Raw genomic sequence first — 25,761 nt, forward strand, 5'->3', positions numbered from 1 at the left:
CTCAGCTCCGCCGTACCGCCGCCTCGACCAGGCTCAATACCGCCTCCAGGTCCTGCACCGGGCGGCCGGTGGCGAGATGCAGCACGAGCCCGTCGTACGCCAGCTCCAGGAACTGGGCCAGGATCCCGATCGGCACGTCGTCGCGCAGGACGCCGGCCTCGAGCTGGCGCTGCAGGCGCTCGCGGGTGGCGGCGGCGACGGCCTCGGAGCGGGCGGCCCAGCGCTTGGCGAACTCGGGGTCGGTGCGCAGCCGCCGCGACACCTCCAGCTGGCTGCCGAGCCAGCCGGTGACGTCGGGCTCGCCGCCGGTGGCCGCGGTGGAGGTCTGGCTGAGCAGGTCGCGCATCACCTGGACGAGGCCGTGCTGGGCGACCGTCGATACCATGGTGGCGGCGTCGTCCTCGGCGACGGCCAGGAAGAGCGAGTCCTTGTCGCGGAAGTGGTGGAAGATCGCGCCGCGCGAGAGGCCGATCTCCTCCTCGAGCCGCCGCACGGTCGCGCCCTCGTAGCCGTGGCGGGCGAAGCACGTCCGGGCGCCGGTGAGGATCTCCTTCCGGCGCGCGTCGAGCTGGTCCTGGCTCACCCTGGGCACCTGTCGATTATGCAAGCCGTACATACGGTTTGCATACAGGGGCGTTTCGCCCATGTTTCTTACCCCCGTTTGATGCCGGTTTGCGGGAGTTTGTCGGCCCAAACGCGAACATGAGGATCTGTTCGATATCAATCGGGTCACGTACCCTGCCCGCGTGCCCCTGTTGTTGCTCAGCCTGGACGACACCCTGCTTGACAGGGCTGGGGCGTTCCGTGCGTGGGCGACCGGGTTCCTGGCGGAGATCGGCGCGCCGGACTACGACCTCGACTGGCTGCTCTCGGTGGACGCCGACGGCATGGGATCCGCCTGGGACGTGGCCGAGGGCCTGCGGGAGCGCTACGGGCTGCGGTACAGCGCGCTGGACCTGGTCGAGGAGATCCGCCAGGCGATCATGGACCGGATCCGGCTGGACCCGCTCACCGCGTGCGCCCTGGCCATCGCCGAGGACTCGGGCTGGGTGCCGGTGGTCGTGACCAACGGCGAGTCCCGCCAGCAGGAGGAGAAGCTGCGCAAGACCGGGCTCGACCGGTACCTCGCTGACTGGGTCATCTCCGAGGAAGCCGGCGTGCGCAAACCCAACCCGCGCATCTTCGCCATCGCCGCCGAGCGGGCCCGGATGCGGCTCTCCGGCGCGTGGCTCATCGGCGACAGCCCCGAGGCCGACATCGGCGGGGCCGACGCGGTCGGCGTGCGCAGCGTGTGGCTGCACCGGGGCCGCCGCTGGATCGAGTCGCGCTACGAGCCGACCAGGACGGCCGACGGCGTGATCGCGGCCATCGCCGAGGTCATGGCGTCGCGCTAGAAAAACCAGTTGCAAGCCGTCATCCGGTACTGCACGCTGGCGGGAACTTCGAGTCGAGAGGGGGCTGGTTCGCATGACTGCCGTCACGGCGCGCTTTCGCATGCTCATGAACCCTCTTCCTTCCTCGACTCAGGAGACCTCGCGTTGCGCGACCACAACTTCGCTTCACCGCGCCGTCGTCGCTTCGATGACGACGACCCGACCTTTCTGAAGCGGCTCTCCCACGACTTCGACACGGCGTGGGACGCCTCGGACGCACCGTCCGAGGACGACGACACCTACACCACCTGGGACGCTCCCGGCGTGCTGCACGGCCCCGAACCCCGCCCCGGCTGGGTCGTGACCGAGCTCGCGGCCCGGGACGCCGAGCTCGGCATCCTCAAGACCGGCAAGGAGGCCGACGTCCACCTCGTGGAGCGCGCGGTCCCCGGCGGCCGGCGCACACTGCTGGCGGCCAAGCGCTATCGGGCCGCCGAGCACCGCATGTTCCATCGCGACGCCGGCTATCTCGAGGGCCGCCGCGTCCGCGAGTCCCGCGTCACCCGGGCCATGGCCGGCCGCACCTCGTTCGGCCGCGAGGCCATCGCGGGGCAGTGGGCGGCGGCCGAGTTCGCCGCGCTCGGGCAGCTGTGGAGTCTGGGGGTCAGCGTCCCGTACCCCGTGCAACTCCTCGGAACCGAGCTCATGCTCGAGTTCGTCGGGGCGCCGGACGGTACCGCCGCGCCCAGACTCGCCCAGACCCGGCCTTCGCGCCCGGAGCTGGAGTCGCTGTGGTGGCAGCTCGTCGACGGGCTGCGGGTGCTGGCCCGGGCCGGCGTGGCCCACGGCGACCTTTCCCCGTACAACCTGCTGGTCGACGGCGAGCGCCTGGTCTTCATCGACCTGCCGCAGATCGTCGACATCGTGATCAACCCGAACGGGGCCGAGTTCCTCGCGCGCGACGTTTCCAACGTGGCGCGCTGGTTCGCGGGGAAGGGCTTCGCGGTCGACCCGGAGCCGCTGGTCGTGGAGCTGCTGCACGACGCCGGCGTGCGCTGAACTGGATGGACTGCGGCCCGCCCGGATTCGTGACCGGGCGGGCCGCAGTGGGCGCGGCATCGGCGGGGAGGGTGGCCGCCGCTACCGCTGATTCGGGTGTTTTCCGCTGTTGTCCGATAAGTCGGGCGCTGACGCGCCGCGACTTATCGGATTTATACCCCGACAGGGTAAATGTCAGAAAATATGGATCGCGAAGCTATCTGGGATTTTTCGATCTAGCCCATGTGCACCGCAGCGCCCTCAGCAGGCACGTCGTTGCGAGAGGCCTTGACGAGGAAGAACACGACGAGCGCCGCCACGATCAACAGCGCGGAGCCCCACCAGAACGCCGTCACGTAGCCGTCCACCATCGCGTGCGCCCGCATGCCCGCCATCGCGGCCGGGTCCGGGGACGAGGGCAGGTGGTCGCGCCCGTACGCCGTCGCCGCCGTGATCGCCACGGTGTTCAGCAGCGCCGTGCCGAGCGAGCCGCCGACCTGCTGCGACGCGTTCACCACCGCGCTCGCCGCGCCCGCGTCGTGCTCGTCCACGCCGATCAGGGCGATGTTGCCCATCGGCACGAACGTGAGGCCCAGGCCGAGGCCGAGGATGAGCAGCGAGGGCAGGACGGTCGTGGCGTACGAGGTGTCGACCCCGATGCGGGTCAGCAGCACCATGCCGACGGCCGCGACGACGCCGCCCACGGCCATGATCGGCTTGGGGCCGAGGCGCGGGAGCAGGGCGCTGGCCAGGCCGGCCGCGGTCACGACGCCGACCGAGACCGGCAGCGAGTGCACGCCGGACTTGAGCGGGGTGTAGCCGAGGACCAGCTGGAAGTACAACGTGACGAAGAAGATCGCGCCGATGAACCCGGCGCCGATCAAGGTTGACGCCAGGTAGGCGCCGCCCCGGGTGCGGTGGGCGATCACGCGCAGCGGCAGGAGCGGGTTCTTGATGCGCGCCTCGACGACCACGAACAGCGCGAGCAGCAGCAGCGCGACGCCGACGAACCCGAGCGTGACGGGGGAACCCCAGCCGTACTTCAGGTTCATCTGGGCGTCGGTCTCGCCGGCCTTGGTGAAGCCGTAGACGAGCAGGCTCAGGCCGAGCGTGGCCAGGATCGCGCCCGGGATGTCGTAGCGGGTGTTCCCGTGCGCCCGGCTCTCCGGCACGACCGGCACGGCCAGGGCGATCGCGATCAGCGCGACCGGGATGTTGACCAGCAGGCACCAGCGCCAGTTCGCGTACTCGGTGAGCAGGCCGCCCAGCACCAGGCCGAGGGCCGCGCCGCCGCCCGCGATCGCGCCGTAGACGCCGAAGGCCTTGGCCCGCTCCTTCGGGTCGACGAACAGCACGCTGAGCAGGGCCAGCGACGCCGGGGCGAGCAGCGCGCCGAAGACGCCCTGCAGGCCGCGGGCCAGGAACAGCGAGGTGTCGTTCCAGGCCGCGCCGCCCAGGGCCGAGGCCAGGGCGAAGCCGACGATGCCGACCACGAAGGTGCGCTTGCGGCCCCAGTAGTCGGCGATCCGGCCGCCGAGCAGCAGCAGGCCGCCGAAGGTCAGCGTGTAGGCGGTGACCACCCACTGCTGGTTGGCGTCGCTGATGCCCAGGTCGGCCTTGGCGTGCGGGAGCGCGACGTTGACCACGGTCGCGTCCAGCACGACCATCAGCTGGGCGACCGCGATGATCGCCAGCGCGAACCAGCGCTTCGGGTACGCGTGCAGCGGCGTCGAGACCACGTCGGTCGCGTGCGCCTCGTGCTTGCCGCCGGTGGAGACGTGACTCATGCGGAACCCCCCTGAACCATTGAAGGTCTACCGGGGCGGCACGGCGCGAATTTCGTCAGGTTCGCATTGTGAGATCGTGATCACGGAATAATGAGCAGCTTTCCGGTGGTCCGCCGACCCTCCAGTGCCGCGTATGCGTCGGCCACCGCATCCAGCGGATAACGCCCCGTGACGGCCGCGTCCACAATGCCGTCGGCGACCCATCCGAACAGCGTTTCCGCGCGTTCCAGCAATTCCGGTCGAGAGGCTGTGAAATGGCCCAGGGTGGGCCGGGTGAGGAAATAAGAACCGGTCATCAGGCGCAGTGGGTCGAACGGCGGGACCTTCCCGCTGGCCGAGCCGAAGAGCACGAGGGTGCCGCGCGGGCGCAGGGCCTGCAGGCTCGTCTCGAACGTGTCCTTACCCACGCCGTCGTACACCGCGTCGACCCCGATCCCGCCCGTCACCTCGCGCACGGCCGCCAGCGCGTCCTCGTAGGGCACGGCGCGTACCGCACCCGCCGCCGTGGCCAGGTCCCGCTTCTCCGGCGTCGACGCGGTCGCGACCACCCGGCCGCCGAGGTGCGTCACGATCCGGGTCACGAGCCGGCCCATCCCGCCGGCGGCGGCGTGCACGAGCACGGCGCAGCCGGGGCGGACGGCGTACGAGTCGTGGGTCAGGTAGTGCGCGGTCATGCCCTGCAGCAGCACGGCGGCCGCCTGCTCGGTGGAGACGTCCTCCGGCACCGGGACGAGCCGCTCGGCCGGCACCAGGGCCTGTTCGGCGTGGCTGCCGGGGACGCCGGTCCAGGCCACCCGGTCGCCCGGGGCGAGGCCGCGCACGTCGTCGGCGAAGGACAGCACGGTGCCGGCCCCCTCGGTGCCCAGCGGCGCCGGGAGGGGCACCTGATAGGCCCCCGTCCGCTGGTACACGTCGATGAAGTTGACCCCGCTGGCCTGCACCAGCACGAGTACCTCACCGGGGCCGGGCCTGGGATCGGGCCGGTCCTCGACGTGCAGGACCGAACCATCGCCGTACTCGCCGAACACCACAGCGCGCATTTGCGGTTGCCTCCTCGATTTGTCAGGTTCTTGTCTACCCCAAACCGCCGATCGGAAATGTCGTACCGCTGCCGTAGCATCCGGGCCAGTCACTGGAGGTGAGCAGTGGGCCCGACCCCCACCCATCGACTCGCGATCGACCTAGGCACCTGCCACACCGTCGCCGTCGTGCGCCGCGGCGACGAGGCCCCTCGGGCGCTGCTGTTCGACGGCTCGCCCGTGATGCCCTCCGGCGTCTACGCCGACGAGCAGGGCCGGCTGAGCGTGGGCCGGGACGCCGAGCGGCTCTCGCAGCTGTCCCCGGAGCGCTTCGAGCCGTACCCGAAGCGGGGCGTCGACGAGGGCTCGGTGCTGCTGGGCTCGACCGAGGTCACGGTCGTGGAGATGCTCGCCTCGCTGCTGCGCCGGGCGGCCGACGAGTCGCTGCAGGCCGGGGTGAACCCGGTCGGCTCGACCGTGCTCACGTGCCCCGCCGACTGGGGCGGCCAGCGCCGCGGCGTGCTGCTGGAGGCGGCCCGCGCGGCCAACCTCGGCCCCGTGGTGCTGGTCGACGAGCCGATTGCCGCCGCGGAGTACTGCCTGCGCGTCCTCGGCCAGCAGGTCGCCCCGCTGCAGAGCCTGGCCGTGTTCGACTTCGGCGGCGGCACGCTGGACGTCTCGGTGGTCCGCCGCGAGTTCGACGGGCTGCGCGTGCTCGGCCTCGGCGGCCTGGACGACCTCGGCGGCGTCGACATCGACGCGGCCCTCGTCGGCCACCTCGGCCAGCTCATCAGCCTCCGCCACCCGGAGCTGTGGCAGCGGCTGTCCAACCCCGACACCACCGCGGCCAAGCGGGACCGGCGGGAGCTGTGGGAGGAGGTACGCGCGGCCAAGGAGATGCTGTCGCGGACCGCCTCCGCCCCGGTGCACCTGCCCGGCACCGACGAGGCGCTGCACCTCACCCGCGAGGAGCTGGAACGGGTCGCCGGGCCGCTCATCGACCGCGCCGTGGACGAGACCCGGCGGGTGCTGGAGCGGGCGGGCGTCGACGTGCGGCAGCTGGCGGGCATCTTCCTCGTCGGCGGGTCCAGCCGGATTCCGCTCGTGGCGAGCCGGTTGCACGCGCGCTTCGGGGTGGCGCCGGTCGTGCCGGAGCAGCCGGAGCTGCCGGTCGCCTACGGCGGGATGCTGGCCGTCGGGACCGCGGTCGGCAACCAGCCGCCGACGATCAACCCGCCGCCGCCCATGCCGCCGCGGCAGATGCAGCCGCCGCCGCAGCAGTTCAATGCGCCCATGCAGGCTCGCCCGGTGTCGTCGACGCCGGCGTCGGGGATCCCGGTGTCGGGCGTGCCGACCTCCGGGCCGGGTGCGCCGTATCCGGTCTCGGGCACGTTCGCCTCCGCCATCCCGTCGTCCCCGGCCACCGGTCCGGTGAGCCCGGCGGGCCGGCCGATGACGCCTCAGTTGGGCCCGCCGCCGAACTCGCTCGCCACGCCGCCGGGCCGGCCGCCGAACGGGCCGCCTGGCCTGCCGCCGAACGCGCCGCCGGCCTATGGGGTCGGGGTTCCGGTGGTGGCGCCCGCGCGACAGCGGCGCCGGACCGGGCCGTGGATCGCGCTCATCATCGTGCTGGCCGTCATCGGCGGCTGCGTGTACGGCGGGAACAGGGTCTTCACCTGGTTCGGCAACCAGTTCGAGTCGGCCAAGAACGGCTTCCCGGGCTTCGACACCGGCACCGACGGGCCGGGGCAGGTCGACGGGCTCAAGGCCGGCGCCCCGATCTCGCTCGCCTCCGACGGCTCGTACGCGGCCACGGCCGGCGCCGGCGCGGTCTACACGGCGCAGGTGAGCTCCGGCTCGACGCTCGTCACGGCGTACGCGACCACGGGCAACCAGACGTGGACGGCGACGCTGCAGATGGAGCCGGAGAAGCTGCACCTGAGCGTGGTGGGCAACCTGCTCATCGTCGACGGCGAGAACGACGCCACGCTGGGCGGGGAAGGCGACCTGGAGTCCCGCTCGGTCATCGACATCGGCACCCACCAGGCCAAGTGGACGAAGCCGTGGAACGACAGGCGGCTCGACGTGCAGTACATCGGCACGGACGCGATCGTCGAGGACCGCGACTGGTACAAGGGCAAGCTGGAGCGGGTCAACCTGCTCGACGGCTCGGTGAAGTGGACCAGCCAGGGCGACCCCAAGGAGTCCACCACCTCCGGCCAGCGCAACGTGCTGCCCGTGCTGCAGTGGCCGGGCAAGGCGGACGCCAACCTGCACGCACCCAGCTACGGGCTGACCTTCACCCAGGTGAAGCCGTTCCAGGAGACGCTGGCCCCGGACGCGGGGGTCGCGGTGCAGCTGATCGCCGACGGCAAGGCCCAGATCGTCGACCTCAACACCGGCAAGCCGAAGTCGAGCGGCAAGATCGACAAGAAGCACGACTCGTGGCTCGCCTACGACGGCCTCGTGATGGTCAAGCCGGAGAACGAGGCCACGATCATCGCGTACCGGCAGTCGGACTGGGGCACGGCGTGGACCTACAAGGCCACGGCGGGCACGACGGCGGTGGACGACCTGCGCCCGTGCGGCCAGCACGTGGTCTGCGTGCAGGCGGAGCAGACGGGCAGCAAGAAGGCGTTCATCGGCATCGACACGGCCAACGGCCAGACCAAGTGGACGAATCCCACGCTCAGTGACCGCGGCAACGGCACCATCAAGACCTACGACAAGCCGAACTGGTACGTGATGGGCGACGGCAAGCTCGTCGCCGGCACCGGCACGTTCATGACGGTCGGCGACGCCTCACTGCTCGACCCGGGCAACGGCAAGGAGCTCAAGATCATCGGCGAGGGGCTGGCCCAGCAGAACATCTACGCGGGCTACGGCAACAACCTCGTCATCGAGGCCGTCCGCAAGGGCACCGGGCAGTTCGCGGCCTTCGTCGTCACCCTGGACGGGAAGATCATCGGCTCGGCCGACCTGCCCACGCTGCTCCAGGACGTGTCCGTCAGCAACGACACGCTGATCGCCGTGGACGACAAGGACAACAAGGTCTACCGCTTCGAGATCCCCGCCGCCAAGTAGACGAAAGGGCGGCCCGTCCACAGTGGACGGGCCGCCGTTCCAAAAGTTCTATGCCGCGATCATCTTGCGCAGCACGTACTGCAGGATGCCGCCGTGCCGGTAGTAGTCCGCCTCGCCGGGGGTGTCGATGCGCACCACGGCGTCGAACTCCACGCCGCTGTCGGTGCTCACCTTGACCGTACGCGGCGTGCTGCCCTCGTTGAGCTGCTCGACGCCGGTGATGGTGAACGTCTCCGTGCCGGCCAGGCCCAGCGACTCGGCCGTCTCGCCCTGCGGGAACTGCAGCGGCAGCACGCCCATGCCGATGAGGTTCGAGCGGTGGATGCGCTCGTACGACTCGGCGACGACGGCGCGCACGCCCAGCAGCGCGGTGCCCTTGGCCGCCCAGTCGCGGGACGAGCCGGAGCCGTACTCCTTGCCGGCCAGGATCACCAGCGGCACCCCGGCCTCGGCGTAGGCCACCGAGGCGTCGTAGATCGTGGTCTGCTCGCCGTTGAGGTGGTTGACCGTCACGCCGCCCTCGGTCCCCGGCGCGAGCTGGTTGCGCAGCCGGATGTTGGCGAACGTGCCGCGGATCATCACCTCGTGGTTGCCGCGCCGCGAGCCGTACGAGTTGAAGTCCTTGCGGTCCACCCCGTGCTCGGCCAGGTACTTGCCCGCGGGCGAGTCGGCCTTGATGGAGCCGGCCGGCGAGATGTGGTCGGTGGTCACCGAGTCGCCCAGCTTGGCCAGCACCCGGGCCCCGCTGATGTCGCTGACCGCGGACGGCTCGGTGGCCATGCCCTCGAAGTACGGGGGCTTGCGCACGTACGTCGAGTCGCCCGCCCAGTCGAAGGTGTCCCCGGTCGGCGTGGGCAGCGAGCGCCACTGCTCGTCGCCGGCGAACACGTCGGCGTAGCGGGTGGAGAACAGGTCCGCGCCGAGCGCCGAGGCGATGGTGTCCTCGATCTCCTTCGGGCTGGGCCAGATGTCGCGCAGGTACACCGGCTCGCCGTCCGACCCCGTGCCCAGCGGGTCGTTGGTCAGGTCGATGTCCATCGTGCCGGCGAGGGCGTAGGCGACCACCAGCGGCGGCGAGGCCAGGTAGTTCATCTTCACGTCCGGGTTGATCCGGCCCTCGAAGTTGCGGTTGCCGGACAGCACCGACACGACGGTGAGGTCGTGCTCGTTGACGGCCGCGCTGATCGGCTCCGGCAGCGGGCCGGAGTTGCCGATGCAGGTGGTGCAGCCGTAGCCGACCAGGTTGAACCCGAGCTTGTCCAGGTAGGACGTCAGGCCGGCCCGGTCGTAGTAGTCGGTGACCACCTTCGAGCCGGGGGCCAGGGTGGTCTTCACCCACGGCTTGCGGGACAGGCCCTTCTCGACCGCGTTGCGGGCCAGCAGGGCCGCGCCGATCATGACCTGCGGGTTGGACGTGTTCGTGCAGGACGTGATGGCGGCGATGACGACCGCGCCGTGGTCGAGCTCGTAGTCCTCGACCCGCACCGGCTTGGACGTGCGGCCGTTGGCGCCCTTGGCCGCCGAGACGACCTCGTGCGGGCGGTCGCCGTTGGAGCTCTGGTGGTTGGCCGGCGAGTCGCTGGCCGGGAACGACTCGGCGCTGGCCTCGTCGGCCGGGCCCTCGACGCCGTCGCCCACGTAGTTGTCCAGCACCGAGCGGAACAGCGACTTGGCGCTCTTCAGCGGCACCCGGTCCTGCGGGCGCTTCGGGCCGGCGAGTGAGGGCTCGATGGTGGAGAGGTCGAGCTCGAGGCGCTCGGAGTAGTCCGGCTCGGCGGCCGGGTCGTGCCAGAGGCCCTGCTCCTTGGCGTAGGCCTCGACCAGCGCCACCTGGGCCTCGTCGCGGCCCGTCAGCTTCAGGTACTTGATGGTCTCGTCGTCCACCGGGAAGATCGCGACGGTCGAGCCGTACTCCGGGCTCATGTTGCCGATCGTGGCCCGGTTGGCCAGCGGCACCGCGCTCACGCCGGGGCCGTAGAACTCGACGAACTTGCCGACCACGCCGTGCTTGCGCAGCATCTCGGTGATGACCAGCACCAGGTCGGTGGCGGTGGTGCCCTCCGGCAGCTCACCGCTGAGCTTGAAGCCCACGACCCGCGGGATGAGCATCGACACCGGCTGGCCGAGCATCGCGGCCTCGGCCTCGATGCCGCCGACGCCCCAGCCCAGCACGCCCAGGCCGTTGACCATCGTGGTGTGCGAGTCGGTGCCGACGACGGTGTCCGGGTAGGCCTGGCCGCCGCGGTCCATGATGACCCGGGCCAGGTACTCGATGTTCACCTGGTGCACGATGCCGGTGCCGGGCGGGACCACCTTGAACTCGTTGAAGGCGGTCTGGCCCCAGCGCAGGAACTGGTAGCGCTCCTTGTTGCGGCCGTACTCCAGCTCCACGTTGCGCTCGAAGGCGTCCGGGCGGCCGAACAGGTCGGCGATGACGGAGTGGTCGATCACCAGCTCGGCCGGGGCCAGGGGGTTCACCCGCTTCGGGTCGCCGCCCAGCTCGACCACGGCCTCGCGCATGGTGGCCAGGTCGACCACGCACGGCACGCCGGTGAAGTCCTGCATCAGCACGCGGGCCGGGGTGAACTGGATCTCCACGCTCGGCTCGGCCGACGCGTCCCAGCTGCCCAGGGCCCGGATGTGCTCGGCGGTGATGTTCGCGCCGTCCTCCGTGCGCAGGAGGTTCTCCAGGAGGATCTTCAGGCTGTACGGCAACCGCTCGGCGCCCTCGACCTGGCCGATCTTGTAAATCTCGTAGCTGGCGTCACCGACGCTCAGCCGGCTCTTTGCTCCGAAGGAGTCGAGGCTCGCCACGGCGTGTGCTCCTCTTCCGTCAAGTCGTGCGCTTCCAGTACGCCAGTCTTCCCCAGCGCGCGGCCGGGCAGGGTGGCGGGGGTGCGTTCAAGAAAACCGTACGTCCGTCTTGTTATTCACGCAAGCGCGGTCTCAATCCTTGAGGCCGCGTGGCGCAGCCCTCACGCAAGCGCGGTCTCAATCCGTGACGCCGCGGGCGCGTGACCCAGGTTCCGCGCGAGTTCCAGGGCATGGTGGAGCTCCGCGCGGTTGCCCGTGGCCTCGCCCAGCACACGGCGCAGGTCCGGCTCGGCGAAGCGGTTCAGCCCGTCCAGCGGCTTCACGAGACGCGCCCGCGCGAGCGCCGCCGCGTCAGCGCGCCGGCCCTGCCGCAGCAGCAGGTCCGGATGCAGGGGCAGCAGCCGTGGGTACCGCCAGAGCGTCCCGCCCAGCGCCTCCTCGCCCGCGCGCAGCAGCCCCGCGTCGCCGCTCGCCCAGCCGATCAGTACCCGCGACGTCGCGCGGTACTCCCGGCTCTGGATCCGCTCGGCCAGCTCCAGCGTCCGCCGCGCCCGCGCGAGCACCTCGTCCGCGTCGTAGGCGTCGGCCGCGACCGAGGCGGTGTAGGCGGTGACGTACATGTCCTGGAACGGCGTGGCCCGGGTCGCCCGCGCCAGATGCGCCTCGGCCGCCGCGCGGTCGCCCCGCAGGCTCTCGACCGACGCCGCCGGCCCGAGGATGCCCGCGACCGGATCCCAGTCGATCAGCGGAAACACCGGCAGTCCTTCCGTCGGCAGCGCGTCGAGGGCACCCTGCAGCAGCGCGCGGGCGCGGGGGAGATCGGCGCGGTTGTGCGCGGCGTACCCCGCGTGCACGTCGGCCACGATCCGGTCGAGCGGCGCGATCGCGGCCACGCGGTCGAGGTCGCCGGTCGCGGTGTGGAAGGAGGCGTACCCCCACAGCGCCGGGAACAGCTCCGGCCCCGGTCGGACGCGGCGCAGCACCGGCTCCATCGCGGCGTACTGCGCGGCCGCGCCCTCGCCCAGATAGTCCCCCGTCGCCTGGTGCATGTAGGCCAGCCGGACCCGCAGGTCGAGCTCGGCGACGTCGCGCTGCTGCGATGGCGGGGCGGTGAGCAGTACCGACGCGGCGTTCTGGAGCAGTTCGAGGGCCTCCTCGTGGGCCGTGCGCTCGTAGGCCTCGCCCGCCGCGTCCGCCAGCACCGGCGCCACCTCCAGCGGCCCGGCGACGGGCAGCGCGAGCCGCAGGTGGACGGCCTGCTCGGTGGCGCTCGCCCCGCCCGCGCGCAGGGCCCGGGCCGCCCGCGCGTGCAGCCTGGCCCGCCGCAGCGGCCCCTGCTCCTCGTAGGCGGCCTGGCGCAGCAGATCGTGCGCGAACCGCAGCCGCGCGCCCGCGCCTTCGAGCACTCCGGTCGCGACGGCGGTGTCGAGCGTGTCGTACAGCTCCAGCTCGTCAAGGTGCGTCAGTTCGCGCAACAAAGCGACATCGAACTCCCGCCCCAGCACCGACGCGACCGCGAGCACGGCCCCGAGCTGCCCGGGCAGCCGCGCGAACCGCCGCCGGATCACCTCCTGCACCCGCGCGGGCGTGCGCTCCCGGGCCCCGCGCTCGTCCAGCGCATGCTCGGCCAGCAACACGCGCAGCAGTTCACCCACGAAGAACGGGTTGCCGCCGGTCCGGTCCACGAGCACCGCAATGGTCGCTTCGGCCAACTCCCGCTGCGCGATTCGAGCCCCGAGTGTCGCGACGTGTGCGCTGTTCAACCCCTCAAGCCGCAGGTGTACCGCCGGTGCCCCGCCGACCCCGCCACCCCCTTCCCCACTGCGCACCCCGAGCACGACCACGATCGCGCTGGTGCGGATGTCGCGGAGCAGCAGCTGAAGCAACGTCCCCGAAGGCCGATCGAGCAGATGCGCATCATCGAGCACAACGAGCACCGGAACGCTCGCGGAGAGCCGCCGCAGCCCATCGACCAGCCCCTGATACAGCCGCGACCGAGCGAGCTCGGCATCGGCCAGCCGCTCGGGCGCGGGCAGCGCGAGCATGTCCGCAAGCGCCGGATCGAGCACCGCGGGCAGATTCCCGAACGGCGCATACGCCGCGGCGAGTGCGGCCTTGTGTTCGCTCGCAAGCCCGCGCAACGCCTGCGCCCAGGGCAGGAAGACCGGCGGCTGCGGCCCGTCGACCCCGCTCCCGCGCCCGACCGCGAACCCCTGCGCGGCCGCGCGCCGGGCCACCTCGTCGAGCAGCGCCGACTTGCCGATCCCGGCGACCCCTTCGACCACCACGACGCGCCCGCGCGCGGCGAGCACCTCGTCGACGACGGCCAGCTCCCGATCCCGCCCGACGAGCACCGTTTCGCCCGGTTGCGCCGACCCGCCGACCGGCAGCCACCCGCCGCCGTGGCCCGCCCGCAGGTCGCCGCCGTCACCCGCCGGCCGCTCACCGCCGTCGCGCGGTCGCGTGGGGTGGGGTGTGTTCGCGCGTTCGTCCGGCGTGTTGTCGGTGTCGCGCGGTCGTGTGGGATGAGGTGGGTCGGGCCGGGCGGTGGTTGTCGGTGCGGCGGCGGGCGGGGCGGTCAGGGTCGGTGATCGGCGCAGGATGTCGGCTTCGAGGCGGCGGAGGTCCGCGCCGGGTTCGATGCCCAGGTCGTCGGCGAGCAGCGTGCGGGCGCGGGCATAGGCGCGCAGCGCGTCGGCCTGACGCCCGGAGCGATACAGGGCGAGGATCAGCTGGACCCACAGGGCCTCGCGGTAGGGGGCCTCGGCCAGGGCGGCCTCGGTGGTGAAGATCACTTCGGGCAGCTTGCCGCCGGTCAGCCAGGCGGCGCCGCGGCGCTCGACGGCGGCGAAGCGGAGTTCCTGCAGGCGGGCGCGTTCGGCCTGGGCCAGCGGGGAGTCGCCCAGCTCGGGCAGCGGGTCGCCGCGCCACAGGGCCAGGGCCTCGGTGAACGTGGCCGGGTCGGTGCTGGGCCCCTCGACCGCGGCGGCGAGCCGGGTCGCGTCGACGGCGGCGGGGGGCAGGTCCAGCAGGTAGCCCGGGGCGCGGCTGACCAGGACGGCGGCGCGGTCCCGGGCGGCGCGGCCGGGTTCGAGGGCGCGGCGGATGCGCGAGACGTACGCCTGCAGCGACGCGATCGCCCGCTCCGGCGGCTCCTCGGCCCACAGCTCGTCGACCAGGGTCTGCACCGGCACGACGCGGCCGGGGCGGGTGGCCAGCAGCGCCACGACCGCGCGCTGTTTCGGGGTGCCCAGGTCGATCGGGGCGCCAGCAGGGGAGACAACCTCCAGCGGGCCCAGAATCCGTACGTCCAAGCCTCGAGCGTAGGCCTACAGCTCCACGACCTCGCGGCCTTCGGGGCCCGGGCGGAAGCCGGCGGCGCGGAGGATCTCCTGCAGCTGGGGGGTGGGCAGGGCCTCCAGGGTGCGGGCCGGGGTGGCGCGCAGGGCGTCGATCAGGGCGACCACGACCTGCACCGCGCGGTCGCGGCGGCCGACCGGGGTGGCCACGCCGGCCAGGCGGACGGTGACCGGGTCGGGGCGCAGGGCGGCCAGCGCGGCCGGGGGCTCGGCGTCGTCGTCGGCCGGGTCGACCAGTTCCCACCACTGCAGCGTCGCGTCGGAGGCCAGTTCCGCATCCCACTGGCGGGCCGTCGTCCTGGTGAGCTCGATTCTGGCCGGGGGGACGCGGCGGGCGAGCAGCAGTACGTTCACGTGATCAGCATCCGGGACGGTGCTTGCAAACGCCTTGCGAACGCAAGACAGCTACGCGGCAACGCCGGTCAGAAACCGGGTGCCGGCTACGCGGCGACGCCGGTCAGGCGGGTGTACTCCTCCGGCGTTCCGATGGCGCGGCGGTGGTCCGGGTGCTCGACGTAGTGCTCCACCACCGAGCCCAGGAAGACCGGCTCGACGGCCAGCAGGTCGAGGGGGATCAGCAGCCAGCCGGGCTCGGGGCGGCCCGGGCGGCGGATGCTCAGGGCCAGCTTCGGGGCGCGGACGGTCATCGGCAGCGGGTTGGCCGGGACCGGGACCAGGTCGTCCCAGGCCAGGACGCGCCGGCCGCCTGCGCGGATGTTCAGGCCGGTGGGGCTGACGACGATGCGCGGGCCGCGCAGCAGGGGCAGGATCGCGCCCGCGATGACCAGGGCGGCGCCGATGTTGATGCCCAGGCGGGTGGTGGGGGAGAGGGCCGGGTCGCTCTCCAGGAAGATGGTGCCGAGCAGGGCCCAGCCCATGGTGAGGCGGCCCAGCAGGATCGGGGAGCCGGGCACCACGAAGGCGTCGCCGCGCACGCGCAGGGCGGCCGGGCGCGGGAACTGGATCGGCCGGAACACCACGCCGAACACGATGAACGCGGTGCTGAGCACCACGATCGGGGCGAAGAGCAGCGCGGCGGCCGCCCACATCGGGGTGTTGTCCGGGGTGACGCCGAACTCGTAGACGACCCGGAGCACGACGATCAGCAGGGCGACGCCCACGGCCGCCGCCTTGCTCGCCATCACGTACCGGCCGAACCGCCCGGGTGTCACAGGGCCAAGTCTACGAATCGGCGGCGACCTGCGCCGAACCCATTTCACACGGCGAGGTCGTCGAAGCGGGCGCGCAGGTCCCCGACCGTCGGCATGGACACCGCGCCGCCAGGGGATTCGCAGACCAGGCCGGCGACGTGGACCGCGACCCGGGTGAGCGTGGCCCAGCCGCCGAGGTCGTCGGGCTTGCCGTGGGACAGGATGCCCCAGCTCAGGCCGGCCATGGTCGCGTCGCCCGCGCCGGTGGCGTCGACGGGGGTGATGCGCGGTGCGGGTACCAGTACCGTCGAAGGGCCCTTGGCAACTAATGCACCCTGGGCGCCCAGCGTGACGACGACCACCCCGGCTCCCGCGCCCAGGAGCCGGGCCGCGGCCTGCTCCGGCGACTCGTTCCACAGCGCGGTCGCGTCCGCCGAGCTCAGCTTGACCAGGTCGGCGGTGGCCGCGAACTCCTCGACGACGTCCGGGTTCAGCCCGACGATCGGGCGGACGTTGGGGTCGAAGACGCGGACCGGGCCGGGGATCGCCCAGGCCTTGCGCGCGGCCGCGAGGACGGGCGGGGCGAGCAGGCACATCGAGCCGCAGTACAGCAGCCGCGCCCCCGCCACCAGCCGCTCGTCGACGTCGGAGGCGTCGAGCAGGCCGTAGGAGGGCGGGTCGCCGTAGAAGCAGAAGGTCGGTTCGTGGCCCTGGAACGTGGTGACGGCGAGCGTGGTGGCGACGTGCGGGACCGTGCGGGCACCGTCGGTACCGACGCCGGATTTGTCCAGGAAGTCCAGCAGCCGGTGGCCGAACGGGTCGTCCCCGAACGAGCCGAGGAAGTGCACGTCGGCGCCGAGGCGGGCGATCCCCACCGCGACGTTGAACGGGGCCCCGCCGACGGCCGGGCGGTAGACGAGCTCACCGCCCGCCGAGGACTCGAGCAGATCGATCAGAGCCTCACCGAGCACCACGCCGTAACCCGTCATGCGGCAAGTATCCGCTGGCCGGCCGTCACAGGCGAGACTCCTCGGGCGAGACGTCGGTGAATCCGGGCCGCATGGTGCCGGTGACGAAGACCGCGTGCCAGACGCAGAAGACGAGCACCGTCCAGATCTTGCGCGAGTGGTCGGCCTCCTTCTTGCGGTGGCCGCGCAGGAGCCCGCGGATCACGTCGAGGTCGAGCAGGTCGCCGGCGCCGGAGGTGTCGAGCAGGCCGTGCGCCCAGTCGTACATCTCGCCGCGCAGCCAGGGCCGGATCGGGACCGGGAAGCCGAGCTTCTTGCGGTGCACGATCGGCTCCGGCACCACCCCGACGAGGGCCCGGCGCAGCGCCGCCTTGGTCTCCTGCGAGCGCGGCGGCACCTTGAGCTCGCTCGGCAGCGTCGCCGCGACCTCCCACACCGCCCGGTCCAGGAACGGCGTGCGCAGCTGCAGCGAGTGGGCCATGGTCATGCGGTCGGCCTTGACGAGAATGTCGCCGCGCAGCCACGTGTACAGGTCGATGTACTGCATGGTCGTCACGTCGTCGAGCGCCCCGGCCTCCTTGAACACCGGCGCGGTGACGTCCGTGTGGCGCACGTCGGGCTCGTAGTGCCGCAGCAGGGCGGCCTTCTCCTCGTCGGAGAAGATCCGGGCGTTGCCGTAGTACCGCTCCTCGATCGGCGTCGTGCCGCGCTCGAGGAAGCTCTTGCCCTTGACGCCCTGCGGGATGACCCGGGACACGGCGCGCAGGCCGCGCTGCATCGAGTCGGGCAGGTGGCTGACGCTCGACAGGGACAGCGGCTCGCGGTAGATGGGGTACCCGCCGAACAGCTCGTCCGCGCCGTCGCCGCCGAGCACCGCGGTGACGTCCCGCGACGCCCGCTCGGCCAGGAAGAACAGCGGCACCAGGGCCGGGTCGGCGACCGGGTCGTCGAGGTGCCAGACGATGCGCGGCAGGGCCCGCATGAAGTCGGCCGCGGTGACCACGGTCGCGCTGAGCGGGACGCCGAGCGCGCGGGCGGACTGCTCGGCCACGTCGATCTCGGAGTACTGCGCGCCGGGCCCGGCCGCGTCGTACCCCACGGTGTAGGTGCGCAGGCCCGGGTCCTTCTCCGCGGCCAGCGCGACGATCGCGGTCGAGTCGATGCCGCTGGACAGGAACGCGCCGACCGGGGCGTCGGCCTGCATGTGCGCGTGCACGCTGTCGCGCAGGGCCTCGGTGATCCGGTGCACGACGGCCGCCTCGTCCGGCACCGGCGCCGGACGGAAGGTCAGCTGGCTGTACCGCCGGTTGGCCAGCGGCCCGCCCGGGGTGTACACGAACGACTCGCCCGCACCCAGCCGGCGCACCTCGGGGTGCATGGTCGCGGGCTCCGGCACGTACTGCATGGTCAGGTAGTGCTGCAGCCGCACGGTGTCCACCGCGGTCCGCTCGGCGACGAAGGGCAGGAGCGACTTCTTCTCGCTCGCGAGGTACACACCCTGCGAGGTCGGCAGCTGGAACAGCGGTTTGATGCCGAAGGCGTCGCGGGCCCCGAAGGCGCGCCGGGCCGAACCGTCCCAGATCACGAACGCGAACATGCCGCGCAGCCGGCTGACCGCGCCCGGGCCCCAGTGGTGGTACGCGGCCACGATGACCTCGGCGTCGCTGCCGGTGCCGAACTCGGCGCGGCGGTCCTCCTCCAGCTCGGCCCGAAGTTCCGCGGCGTTGTAGATCGCCCCGTCGAGCACGATCAGGTAACGGCCGGCCGTCACGCCGGTCGGCGGGTACTCGATCGGCTGCGTCGCGTTCGGATGCCCGTCGGCGACCCGCAGGTCTTCCGAGCCGAACACGACGTCGTCGTTGGCGACGATGCGCTCGGCGTCCGGGCCCCGGTGCCGCAGCAGCCCGAGGGCCTCGGCGACCGCATCCCGCTGCGCCGCCGCGCCACCCCGCGCGCTGACGAACGTGAGAAGACCCGCCATGGCAAGCATCCTCGCACGGGGTACCGTCGCTGGTGCAGCACGAATTCGGCTCGGATTGGAGTGGGTCACGGTGGACGAACCGGCCGGCACGCAGTCGCACGACCCGGACTTCCCGGAGCGCTTCCGGGAGTTCATGCGCACAGGCTGGCGCGACACCACGCTCGACGTCTCGCCCCGCGCGGAGGCGCCCGACCACGCCAAGCGCCGCTCCGAGCTGTCCGCCGCGTTCCCCGGTGAGACGTTGATCATCCCGTCCGGGATCGAGTACGTCCGCTCGAACGACACGAACTTCACGTTCCGCCCCGGCACCGAGCACGTGTGGCTCACCGGCGAGCACGACCCGGAGTCGGTGCTGGTCCTGCACCCGACCGACGGCGGCCACGACGCCACCCTCTACGTGCGCCCGCGCTCGCCGCGCGACACCGACGAGTTCTTCACCGACCGCAACTACGGCGAGCTGTGGATCGGCCGCCGGCACACGCTCGCGGAGAAGTCGACCGAGCTGCAGGTGCAGACCGCGCACGTCGACGCGCTCGCCGCCGCCCTGGACGACGCCCGCCCCGGCCGCACCCGCGTGCTGCGCGGCTTCGACCCGACCGTCGACGCGGCCGTGCGCAGCACCGACCCCGAGCGCGACCAGGAGCTGGCCCGCGTCCTGTCCGAGCTGCGGCTGGTCAAGGACGCGTGGGAGCTCGAGCAGCTGCAGGACGCGATCGACGCGACCGTGCGCGGCTTCGAGGACGCGGCCCGGGCCCTGCCGGCCGACCGCCCGGTGAGCGAGCGGCTGATCGAGGGCGTCTTCGGCCTGCGCGCCCGGCACGACGGCAACGACGTCGGCTACGGCTCGATCGTCGGCAGCGGCGCCCACGCGGCGATCCTGCACTGGATGCGCAACGACGGCCACACCCGCCCCGGCGACCTGCTGCTCATGGACATGGGCGTGGAGAACCGCAACCTCTACACCGCCGACGTGACCCGGACCGTGCCGGTGTCCGGGACGTTCACGCCGCTGCAGCGCCAGGTCTACGACATCGTCTTCCGCGCACAGCAGGCCGGGATCGACATCATCCGGCCCGGCACCGCCTACGACGACATCCACCAGACCTGCATGCGGGCGCTGGCCGAGGGCCTCGCCGACCTGGGCGTCCTCCCGGTCTCGGTCGAAGAGGCGATGGACAGGGACAGCATCTTGTACCGCCGGTGGACGCTGCACGGTTTCGGCCACATGCTCGGTCTGGACGTGCACGACTGTGCTCATGCGCGCAAGGAGCGCTACCGGGAGGGGCACCTGGAGGCGGGGTACGTGCTGACCGTCGAGCCGGGCCTGTACTTCCAGCCGGAGGACGAGCTGGTCCCGGCCGAGCTGCGCGGGCTGGCGGTGCGGATCGAGGACGACGTGCTCGTCACGGCGACGGGCGCGGAGAACCTGTCCGCGGGCCTGCCGCGCACGTCGGCCGACGTCGAGTCGTGGCTGGCCGCCCGGCGCGCGGAGGAGTTCCGCCTGCCGTAAGCGGTTGTCTTTGTCGGATCGGCGACCTGTTAGCGGTTTTGGCAACCCGTGAAGGTCACCATGCGGCCATGACCGCTCTGATCGTGCTCGGCGCCGTCCTGGTTGTCGTGATCGTGCTCGTGTGGTGGGCCGTGGCCACGTACAACTCGCTGGTCAAGGCCCGCACCCAGGTCGACGCGTCGTGGGCGCAGATCGACGTCCAACTCAAGCGCCGGCACTCGCTGATTCCGAACCTGGTCGAGACGGTGAAGGGGTACGCCGCGCACGAGCGGGGCACCCTGGAGGCCGTCGTCGCCGCCCGCAACGCCGCCGCGTCCGCCGGCGGGGTCGACCCGGGTCGCCAGGCGCAGGCCGAGGGGCAGCTGACCCAGGCCCTCGGCCGGCTGTTCGCGCTGGCCGAGGCCTACCCGAACCTCAAGGCGAACCAGAACTTCCTGCAGCTGCAGGGCGAGCTGGGCAACACCGAGGAGAAGATCGCGTACGCGCGGCAGTTCTACAACAGCGCCGTGCAGACGTACAACCAGAAGATCCAGACGCTGCCGACCAACGTGATCGCGGGCGTCGGCGGCTTCCGGGCCCGGCCGTACTTCGAGGCCGCGGGCGGCGAGCGCGCCGACGTCAACGTGCGGTTCTGACGGCCGTGTCCGGGATTGATCCGAAATCGGTGGTCGAGGCCGGGATCGCGGCGATCGGCCTCGCCGTCTGGTTCGCGGCGTTCCTCGGGGCGCTGGCCGTCACCCGGCCCCGGCCGGTGCCCGTGCCGCCGCCGACCCAGGATTTCGGCGGCCCGGAGTCGCCGGCCGTCGTCAGCCTGATCACCGGGCGGTGGGAGCTCACCGTGGACGCCGCGGAGGCGACGTTCATCGACCTCGCCGCGCGGAAGGTGCTCGAGTTCCGCCAGCCCGGCAACGATCCGCTGCAGACGACCGTGCACGTCCGGCAGGAGAACCCGGCCGGGCTGAACGCGTACGAGCGGCTGATCTTCGACCGCGTCACCGCGCTGGCCCGGCAGGGCGTCGTGCCGCTCACCGCGCTCACCTTCCGCGACGAGCAGGAGGCCAAGGGCTGGACCAAGCGGCTGAACGCGGCAATCGTGGCCGATGCGCGATCGCTCGGGTTCTCGCAGCGCCGGTTCTCCTCCGGCGTGGTGGCCGCGCTGTCGGTGCTGGCCGCCGTCCCGTCGTTCGCCGTCGGGCTGGCCATCTTCCTGCACTCGGGCAGCGGCGGTTCGGTCGTGGCGGCCCTGTTCGTCTGGCTGGGGCTGGGCATCTTCGCGGGGAAGTCGCGGGGCGAGCGGGACACGCCGGCCGGGCGCGACGCGGCGGCCCGCTGGCTGGGGCTGAAGGCGTTCCTGCGCGCGCACGAGAGCTTCGCCGACCTGCCGCCGGCGGCCGTGGCGGTGTGGGACCGGTACCTCTCCTACGGCGACGCGGTCGGCGCGACGCGGGTCTGCGCGGACGTGATCGACCTCGGGATGGGCAACCGGCGCAAGGTGTGGAGCTCCTTCGGGGGCGCCTGGCACCGGGTGCGCGTGGCCTATCCGTCGTTCTGGCCGCGGTACGGGCAGCGGGCCGTGCGGCTCACGGTCAAGGGCGTCATCGCGCTGGGCATCACCGCCCTGCTCGTGCGCTCCAGCGGGTTCAGGCCGGAGCTGGTGCCCTCGCTCGCCGTGCAGATCGTCGTGCTGGTGCCGCTGCTCTACGGGGGGTACACGTTGCTCGGCACCCTCGTCGACGTCGTCACGCCGGTCACGGTGACGGGCGAGGTGCTGTGGGTCGAGACCTGGAAGACCAAGAGCCAGGGGGAGGACTCGCCCTCCATTCCCGTCATCCACTATCTGGCGGTGGATTCGGGGAGCGGGGATCGTACCGTCGCGTGGGCCTGCCCTTCCGAGTTGGCCGGACGGACCGGCGTGGGGGATGTGGTGACGTTCACCGCGCGGCGGTGGACCCGGCGGGTGCTCGAGCTGCGGGTGGAGACGGCCGGGCGGGTGCGGTCGCAGACGTATGGGGACGAGAAGACCGACGCGCTGATTCTGCGCGCGATGAACGCGGGGGCGCCGGCGCTGGCCACCGCGGTGCGGCCGTCGACCGTGGTGGCTTCCTCGCTGGTCACGGCGGAGGAGGCGGGGCGGGTGCTGCAGCAGCCGGTCACGCTGGCCGGGGGCTCGGGTGCCGTGGCGGTGGGGGCGATGAACCTGGCGGAGTACCGGGCGGCCGACGGCTCGGGGCTCATCGTCGCGGTGGTCACGGGGGACACGGCTTCTCTCGCAATTCGGGCGCATCGGGGCGGAATGCCTGTTCCGGGCGTCGGCGATGAGGCGTTCGCCTCGGGGCAGTGGGCGGTTGCCCGGCTCGGCGCAACGGTGGTCACCCTCGAGCAGCGCAGCCGGACTGCCATTCATCAGCCATACCTTGCGTGGTTGCTCGGGATTGCCGTCGGCCGCCTCACTTGAGTGGGACGGTCGTTGGGTAAGAGGATTCCCGGTAGACAGCTCCAGCCACTCGCAAGGAGATTGCGCATGTCCGATCGTCCGCGCCCGCCGTCGCCGTACGACTTCCTCCCCGCGGTGCCGGCGTTCAGCTTGACCAGCGAGGACCTGACCGACGGGGGCACGCTGCCCGACGCCCAGGTCCACGAGCGCGGCAACACCTCACCCCACCTGGCCTGGTCGGGCGCGCCCGAGGGCACCAAGGGCTTCGCGGTGACCTGCTACGACCCCGACGCCCCGACCGGCGGCGGCTTCTGGCACTGGCTCGTGTACGACATCCCGGCCGGCGTGACCGAGCTGCCGACCGGCGCCGGCACCGGCGACAAGGACGGCCTGCCGGACGAGGCGATCCACGCCCGCAACGACTACGGGACCCGGGACTTCGGCGGGGCGGCGCCGCCGCCGCAGGACGCGCCGCACCGGTACTTCTTCGTGGTGCACGCGCTCGACACCGACTCGCTGGGAATCGACGCCGACGCCAATCCGAACGTGGTGGGCTTCAATCTGACGGCCCACACGCTCGGACGCGCGATCCTGGTGTCGAGCTTCGGGTTCTGACCGTTCCTTGGTCCTTTAGTCGAGCCAGAACGTGTCGTGTTCGAGCATGAAGGCGGCGCGTTCCTCGTCGGTTTTCGAGCCGAGCTCCGGGAGGCCCTCGAAGTAGGCCTCCCGGGGCGCGCCCGGCGCGAAGTGCAGCAGCATCTCGGCCGGGGCGCCCGACTCGTTGCGGAACGCGTGCACACCGCCCTCCGGAACGTGCACGAAGTCGCCCGGCTCGGTGTCGATCCAGCGCTTGCCGTCGTAGATGCGCACCGAACCGCTCAGGATGTAGAACGACTCCGAGATCGAGCGGTGGAAGTGCGGGTCCGGTCCGCTCGGCTTCGGGCCCATGACCCAGCGGTACAGCCCGAACTGCCCGTTCGTCGACTGCCCGGTGGCCAGGTAGTGCACGGTGTTGCCGCTCGAGTACGTGAACTCCGGGGGCGTGCCGGCGGGCCGGTAGGTGGCGCTCAGCTCGCCCTTTTCGCCGCGATACTTCGGGGACGGGTACGACATACCCTCACTGTACGGATTCGCGGAGTTTGTGCGCGGCCGCGACCACGTTGGCGAGCGCCGCGCGCACCTCGTCGTACGTGCGCGTCTTGAGGCCACAGTCCGGATTCACCCACAGCCGCCCCGCCGGAATCACCTCCAGCGCGCCGCGCAGCCGCTTGACGACCTCGTCGACGCCCGGGATGCGGGGGGAGTGGATGTCGTACACGCCGGGGCCGACCCCGCGGGCCAGGGCGTCGTTCGTGGGTTTCAGCCCCAGCCCGCTGCGCGCCGCCTCGATGCTCGTCACGTCCGCGTCCAGCGCGTCGATGGCCGCCAGCACGGAGGGCGCGTCGGAGTAGCACAGGTGGGTGTGGATCTGGGTGGCGTCGGCGGCGCCGCTCGTCGCCCGCCGGTACGCGGCCACCGCCCAGGCCAGGTACGCCGCCTGCTCCTCCCGCCGCAGCGGCAGCAGCTCGCGCAGGGCCGGCTCGTCGACCTGGATGATCCGGATGCCGGCCGCCTCCAGGTCGCGCACCTCCTCCCGCACGGCGTCGGCGACCTGCATGGTCACCTCGCGCAGCGGGCGGTCGGGCCGCACGAACGACCAGGCGACGATGGTGACCGGGCCGGTGAGCATGCCCTTGACCGGCTTCGCGGTGCGCGATTGCGCGTACTTGGCCCAGCGGACGGTGATCGGCGCCGGTCGTGCGACGTCGGCGTGCAGGATGGGCGGGCGCGTGCAGCGCGAACCGTACGACTGCACCCATCCGTTGCGCGTAACGGCGAAGCCGTCGAGGTGCTCGGCGAAGTACTGCACCATGTCGTTCCGCTCGGGTTCGCCGTGCACGAGCACGTCCAGGCCGAGCGCCTCCTGCTCGTCCACGACCCGATCGATCTCCGCCGCGATCCGGGCGTCGTACTCGGCTGTTGGCAGCTGCACGCGGGCCCGGCGGATCTCGGCCGTCTGCGGGAACGAGCCGATGGTGGTGACCGGGAGCAGCGGCAGGTTCAGGTCGGCCTGGGCGGCGACCCGGATCGCATATGGACTGCGCGATTCGGTGCTCGTGCCGGCCGTGGTGCGCGGCCGCTCGGGCAGCGGTCCCGGCTTCGGCCCCAGCTCGGCCAGCGCCACCACCTCGGCGACCTTCTCCTCGGCGAAGGCGAGGCGGGACACAAGGCCCGCCGGCAGCCCCGGCTCGCCGCGCAGCGTGTACGGCACGTGCAACAGCGAGCAGCTCGTGGACACCGACGTCGCGCCGGCCGCCGCGAGCAGGGCGCGGGCCGTGTCCTGGTCGCTGCGCCACACGTTGCGGCCGGACACGACGCCGCCGACGATCGTGCGTCCCTCGAACAGCTTCAGGTTCGCCGGCACGCCGTGGGTCAGGTCGACCGCGACCCCCTCGACCGGCGCCACCGCGAGGGCGGGCAGGGCCTCGTCGGCGTTGCCGAAGTACGACGCGACGAGCAGCTTCGGCCGGCGTTCGAGCGCGGCCAGCCGCCGGTACGCGTGCCGGACGGCCGGTGCACCCCCGTCGACCACGAGCACCGGCTCGTCCAGCTGCACCCACTCGACGCCGGCCGCGTGCAGGGCCTGCAGGATCTCGGCGTACGCGTCCAGCAGGTCGTCGAGCCGGTGCAGGTGGTCCTGCAGGAACGTGACCGGGCCGAGCAGCACGGGCCGCGTCTCGTGGCCGAGTGCGCGCGCTTCGCGCAGTTCGGCGAGCGGCTTGTCGGCAACCGCGCGGAACCGGGTGCGCGGTCCGATCTCCGGCACGATGTAGTGGTAGTTCGTGTCGAACCACTTGGTCATGCGCAGCGCCGGGACGTCGTCGGTGCCGCGGGCCATCGCGAAGTACGGGTCGGGCGCGTCGCGGAACCGGTCGGGGATCGCGTCGACCGCGACGGCCGCGTCGAGCACGTGGTCGTAGAGCGAGAACGTGTTCGAGGGCAGTCCGGCCAGCCCGAGCTCGTGCAGCCGCCGCCACGTGTCGGCGCGCAGCCGGCGCCCGGTCTCGTCGAGCGCGGCGCGGTCGAGGCGGCCGCTCCAGTACCCCTCGAGGGCGCGCTTCAGCTCCCGGTCCGGCCCGATGCGGGGATAGCCGAGCACGGTGGAGATGGGGAATCGTTCGGTCACAATGGCGGATCGTGCAG

Annotated in this window: 18 protein-coding genes; 7 read left to right on the forward strand and 11 right to left on the reverse strand. The window is 72.2% G+C overall.

Annotation, left to right across the window (positions count from 1 at the left end; genetic code table 11):
• Position 1: 1 nt before the first annotated feature.
• Complete coding sequence (locus tag ACQPZ4_RS09570; protein WP_433058011.1) at positions 2–592, reverse strand: TetR/AcrR family transcriptional regulator; 591 nt, start codon at positions 590–592, stop codon at positions 2–4.
• 154 nt (positions 593–746) lie between these two features.
• On the opposite strand from ACQPZ4_RS09570, the gene ACQPZ4_RS09575 reads away from it, so the two are divergent.
• Together ACQPZ4_RS09575 and ACQPZ4_RS09580 are read left to right on the forward strand one after the other, a co-directional pair.
• Positions 747–1,394 carry an HAD family hydrolase gene (locus ACQPZ4_RS09575; protein ID WP_433058013.1) on the forward strand — a complete coding sequence of 216 codons (648 nt, stop codon included), beginning with the start codon at positions 747–749 and terminating at the stop codon, positions 1,392–1,394.
• Between the two features lie 144 nt (positions 1,395–1,538).
• On the forward strand, positions 1,539–2,432 hold the full coding sequence (locus tag ACQPZ4_RS09580; protein WP_433058015.1) for a serine protein kinase RIO: 894 nt from the start codon (positions 1,539–1,541) through the stop codon (positions 2,430–2,432).
• A gap of 215 nt (positions 2,433–2,647) precedes the next feature.
• Here ACQPZ4_RS09580 and ACQPZ4_RS09585 read toward each other — a convergent pair whose 3' ends face one another.
• Both ACQPZ4_RS09585 and ACQPZ4_RS09590 read right to left on the reverse strand, forming a co-directional pair.
• A complete protein-coding gene (locus ACQPZ4_RS09585) occupies positions 2,648–4,198 on the reverse strand; it encodes an MFS transporter (RefSeq protein ID WP_433058017.1) in 1,551 nt (516 codons plus the stop codon).
• Positions 4,199–4,278: 80 nt separating this feature from the next.
• Positions 4,279–5,238, reverse strand: coding sequence for a quinone oxidoreductase family protein (locus ACQPZ4_RS09590; RefSeq protein WP_433058019.1), 960 nt, complete (start codon positions 5,236–5,238; stop codon positions 4,279–4,281).
• 168 nt (positions 5,239–5,406) lie between these two features.
• Between ACQPZ4_RS09590 and ACQPZ4_RS09595 the strand changes: the two genes are divergently transcribed.
• The gene (locus ACQPZ4_RS09595; RefSeq protein WP_433058021.1) at positions 5,407–8,301 is read left to right on the forward strand and encodes an Hsp70 family protein; all 2,895 of its coding nucleotides are present in this window, start codon (positions 5,407–5,409) and stop codon (positions 8,299–8,301) included.
• Between the two features lie 48 nt (positions 8,302–8,349).
• Here ACQPZ4_RS09595 and acnA read toward each other — a convergent pair whose 3' ends face one another.
• The 6 genes from acnA to asnB form a co-directional block, all read right to left on the reverse strand.
• Positions 8,350–11,115: an aconitate hydratase AcnA gene (acnA, locus tag ACQPZ4_RS09600; RefSeq protein WP_433058023.1), complete on the reverse strand. Its 2,766-nt coding sequence runs from the start codon at positions 11,113–11,115 to the stop codon at positions 8,350–8,352.
• A 161-nt stretch (positions 11,116–11,276) separates the two neighbouring features.
• Positions 11,277–14,429, reverse strand: a complete 3,153-nt coding sequence (locus tag ACQPZ4_RS09605; RefSeq protein WP_433058025.1) for a BTAD domain-containing putative transcriptional regulator — start codon at positions 14,427–14,429, stop codon at positions 11,277–11,279.
• A 15-nt stretch (positions 14,430–14,444) separates the two neighbouring features.
• On the reverse strand, positions 14,445–14,828 hold the full coding sequence (locus ACQPZ4_RS09610; protein ID WP_433058027.1) for a hypothetical protein: 384 nt from the start codon (positions 14,826–14,828) through the stop codon (positions 14,445–14,447).
• An 86-nt stretch (positions 14,829–14,914) separates the two neighbouring features.
• Positions 14,915–15,646, reverse strand: a complete 732-nt coding sequence (locus ACQPZ4_RS09615; protein WP_433058029.1) for a hypothetical protein — start codon at positions 15,644–15,646, stop codon at positions 14,915–14,917.
• 44 nt (positions 15,647–15,690) lie between these two features.
• Positions 15,691–16,614: a carbohydrate kinase family protein gene (locus ACQPZ4_RS09620; protein WP_433058031.1), complete on the reverse strand. Its 924-nt coding sequence runs from the start codon at positions 16,612–16,614 to the stop codon at positions 15,691–15,693.
• Between the two features lie 25 nt (positions 16,615–16,639).
• Entirely contained in the window at positions 16,640–18,574 is a 1,935-nt protein-coding gene (gene asnB / locus ACQPZ4_RS09625) for an asparagine synthase (glutamine-hydrolyzing) (protein ID WP_433058033.1), read from the reverse strand.
• Between the two features lie 70 nt (positions 18,575–18,644).
• On the opposite strand from asnB, the gene ACQPZ4_RS09630 reads away from it, so the two are divergent.
• The 4 genes from ACQPZ4_RS09630 to ACQPZ4_RS09645 all read left to right on the forward strand — a co-directional run bounded on the left by ACQPZ4_RS09630 (position 18,645) and on the right by ACQPZ4_RS09645 (position 23,133).
• Positions 18,645–20,084, forward strand: a complete 1,440-nt coding sequence (locus ACQPZ4_RS09630) for an aminopeptidase P family protein (RefSeq protein WP_433058035.1) — start codon at positions 18,645–18,647, stop codon at positions 20,082–20,084.
• 68 nt (positions 20,085–20,152) lie between these two features.
• Complete coding sequence (locus ACQPZ4_RS09635) at positions 20,153–20,719, forward strand: LemA family protein (protein WP_433058037.1); 567 nt, start codon at positions 20,153–20,155, stop codon at positions 20,717–20,719.
• A 5-nt stretch (positions 20,720–20,724) separates the two neighbouring features.
• The gene (locus ACQPZ4_RS09640; protein WP_433058039.1) at positions 20,725–22,539 is read left to right on the forward strand and encodes a DUF2207 family protein; all 1,815 of its coding nucleotides are present in this window, start codon (positions 20,725–20,727) and stop codon (positions 22,537–22,539) included.
• A 66-nt stretch (positions 22,540–22,605) separates the two neighbouring features.
• Positions 22,606–23,133 (forward strand): YbhB/YbcL family Raf kinase inhibitor-like protein, encoded by a 528-nt coding sequence (locus tag ACQPZ4_RS09645; protein ID WP_433058041.1) that lies wholly within the window; start codon positions 22,606–22,608, stop codon positions 23,131–23,133.
• 15 nt (positions 23,134–23,148) lie between these two features.
• Here ACQPZ4_RS09645 and ACQPZ4_RS09650 read toward each other — a convergent pair whose 3' ends face one another.
• Positions 23,149–23,631, reverse strand: a complete 483-nt coding sequence (locus ACQPZ4_RS09650) for a cupin domain-containing protein (RefSeq protein WP_433058042.1) — start codon at positions 23,629–23,631, stop codon at positions 23,149–23,151.
• 4 nt (positions 23,632–23,635) lie between these two features.
• On the reverse strand, positions 23,636–25,744 hold the full coding sequence (metE, locus tag ACQPZ4_RS09655; RefSeq protein WP_433058044.1) for a 5-methyltetrahydropteroyltriglutamate--homocysteine S-methyltransferase: 2,109 nt from the start codon (positions 25,742–25,744) through the stop codon (positions 23,636–23,638).
• Positions 25,745–25,761: the final 17 nt, after the last annotated feature.

The sequence above is a fragment of the Dactylosporangium sp. CS-033363 genome (assembly GCF_050942475.1).
Lineage (GTDB): Bacteria > Actinomycetota > Actinomycetes > Mycobacteriales > Micromonosporaceae > Dactylosporangium.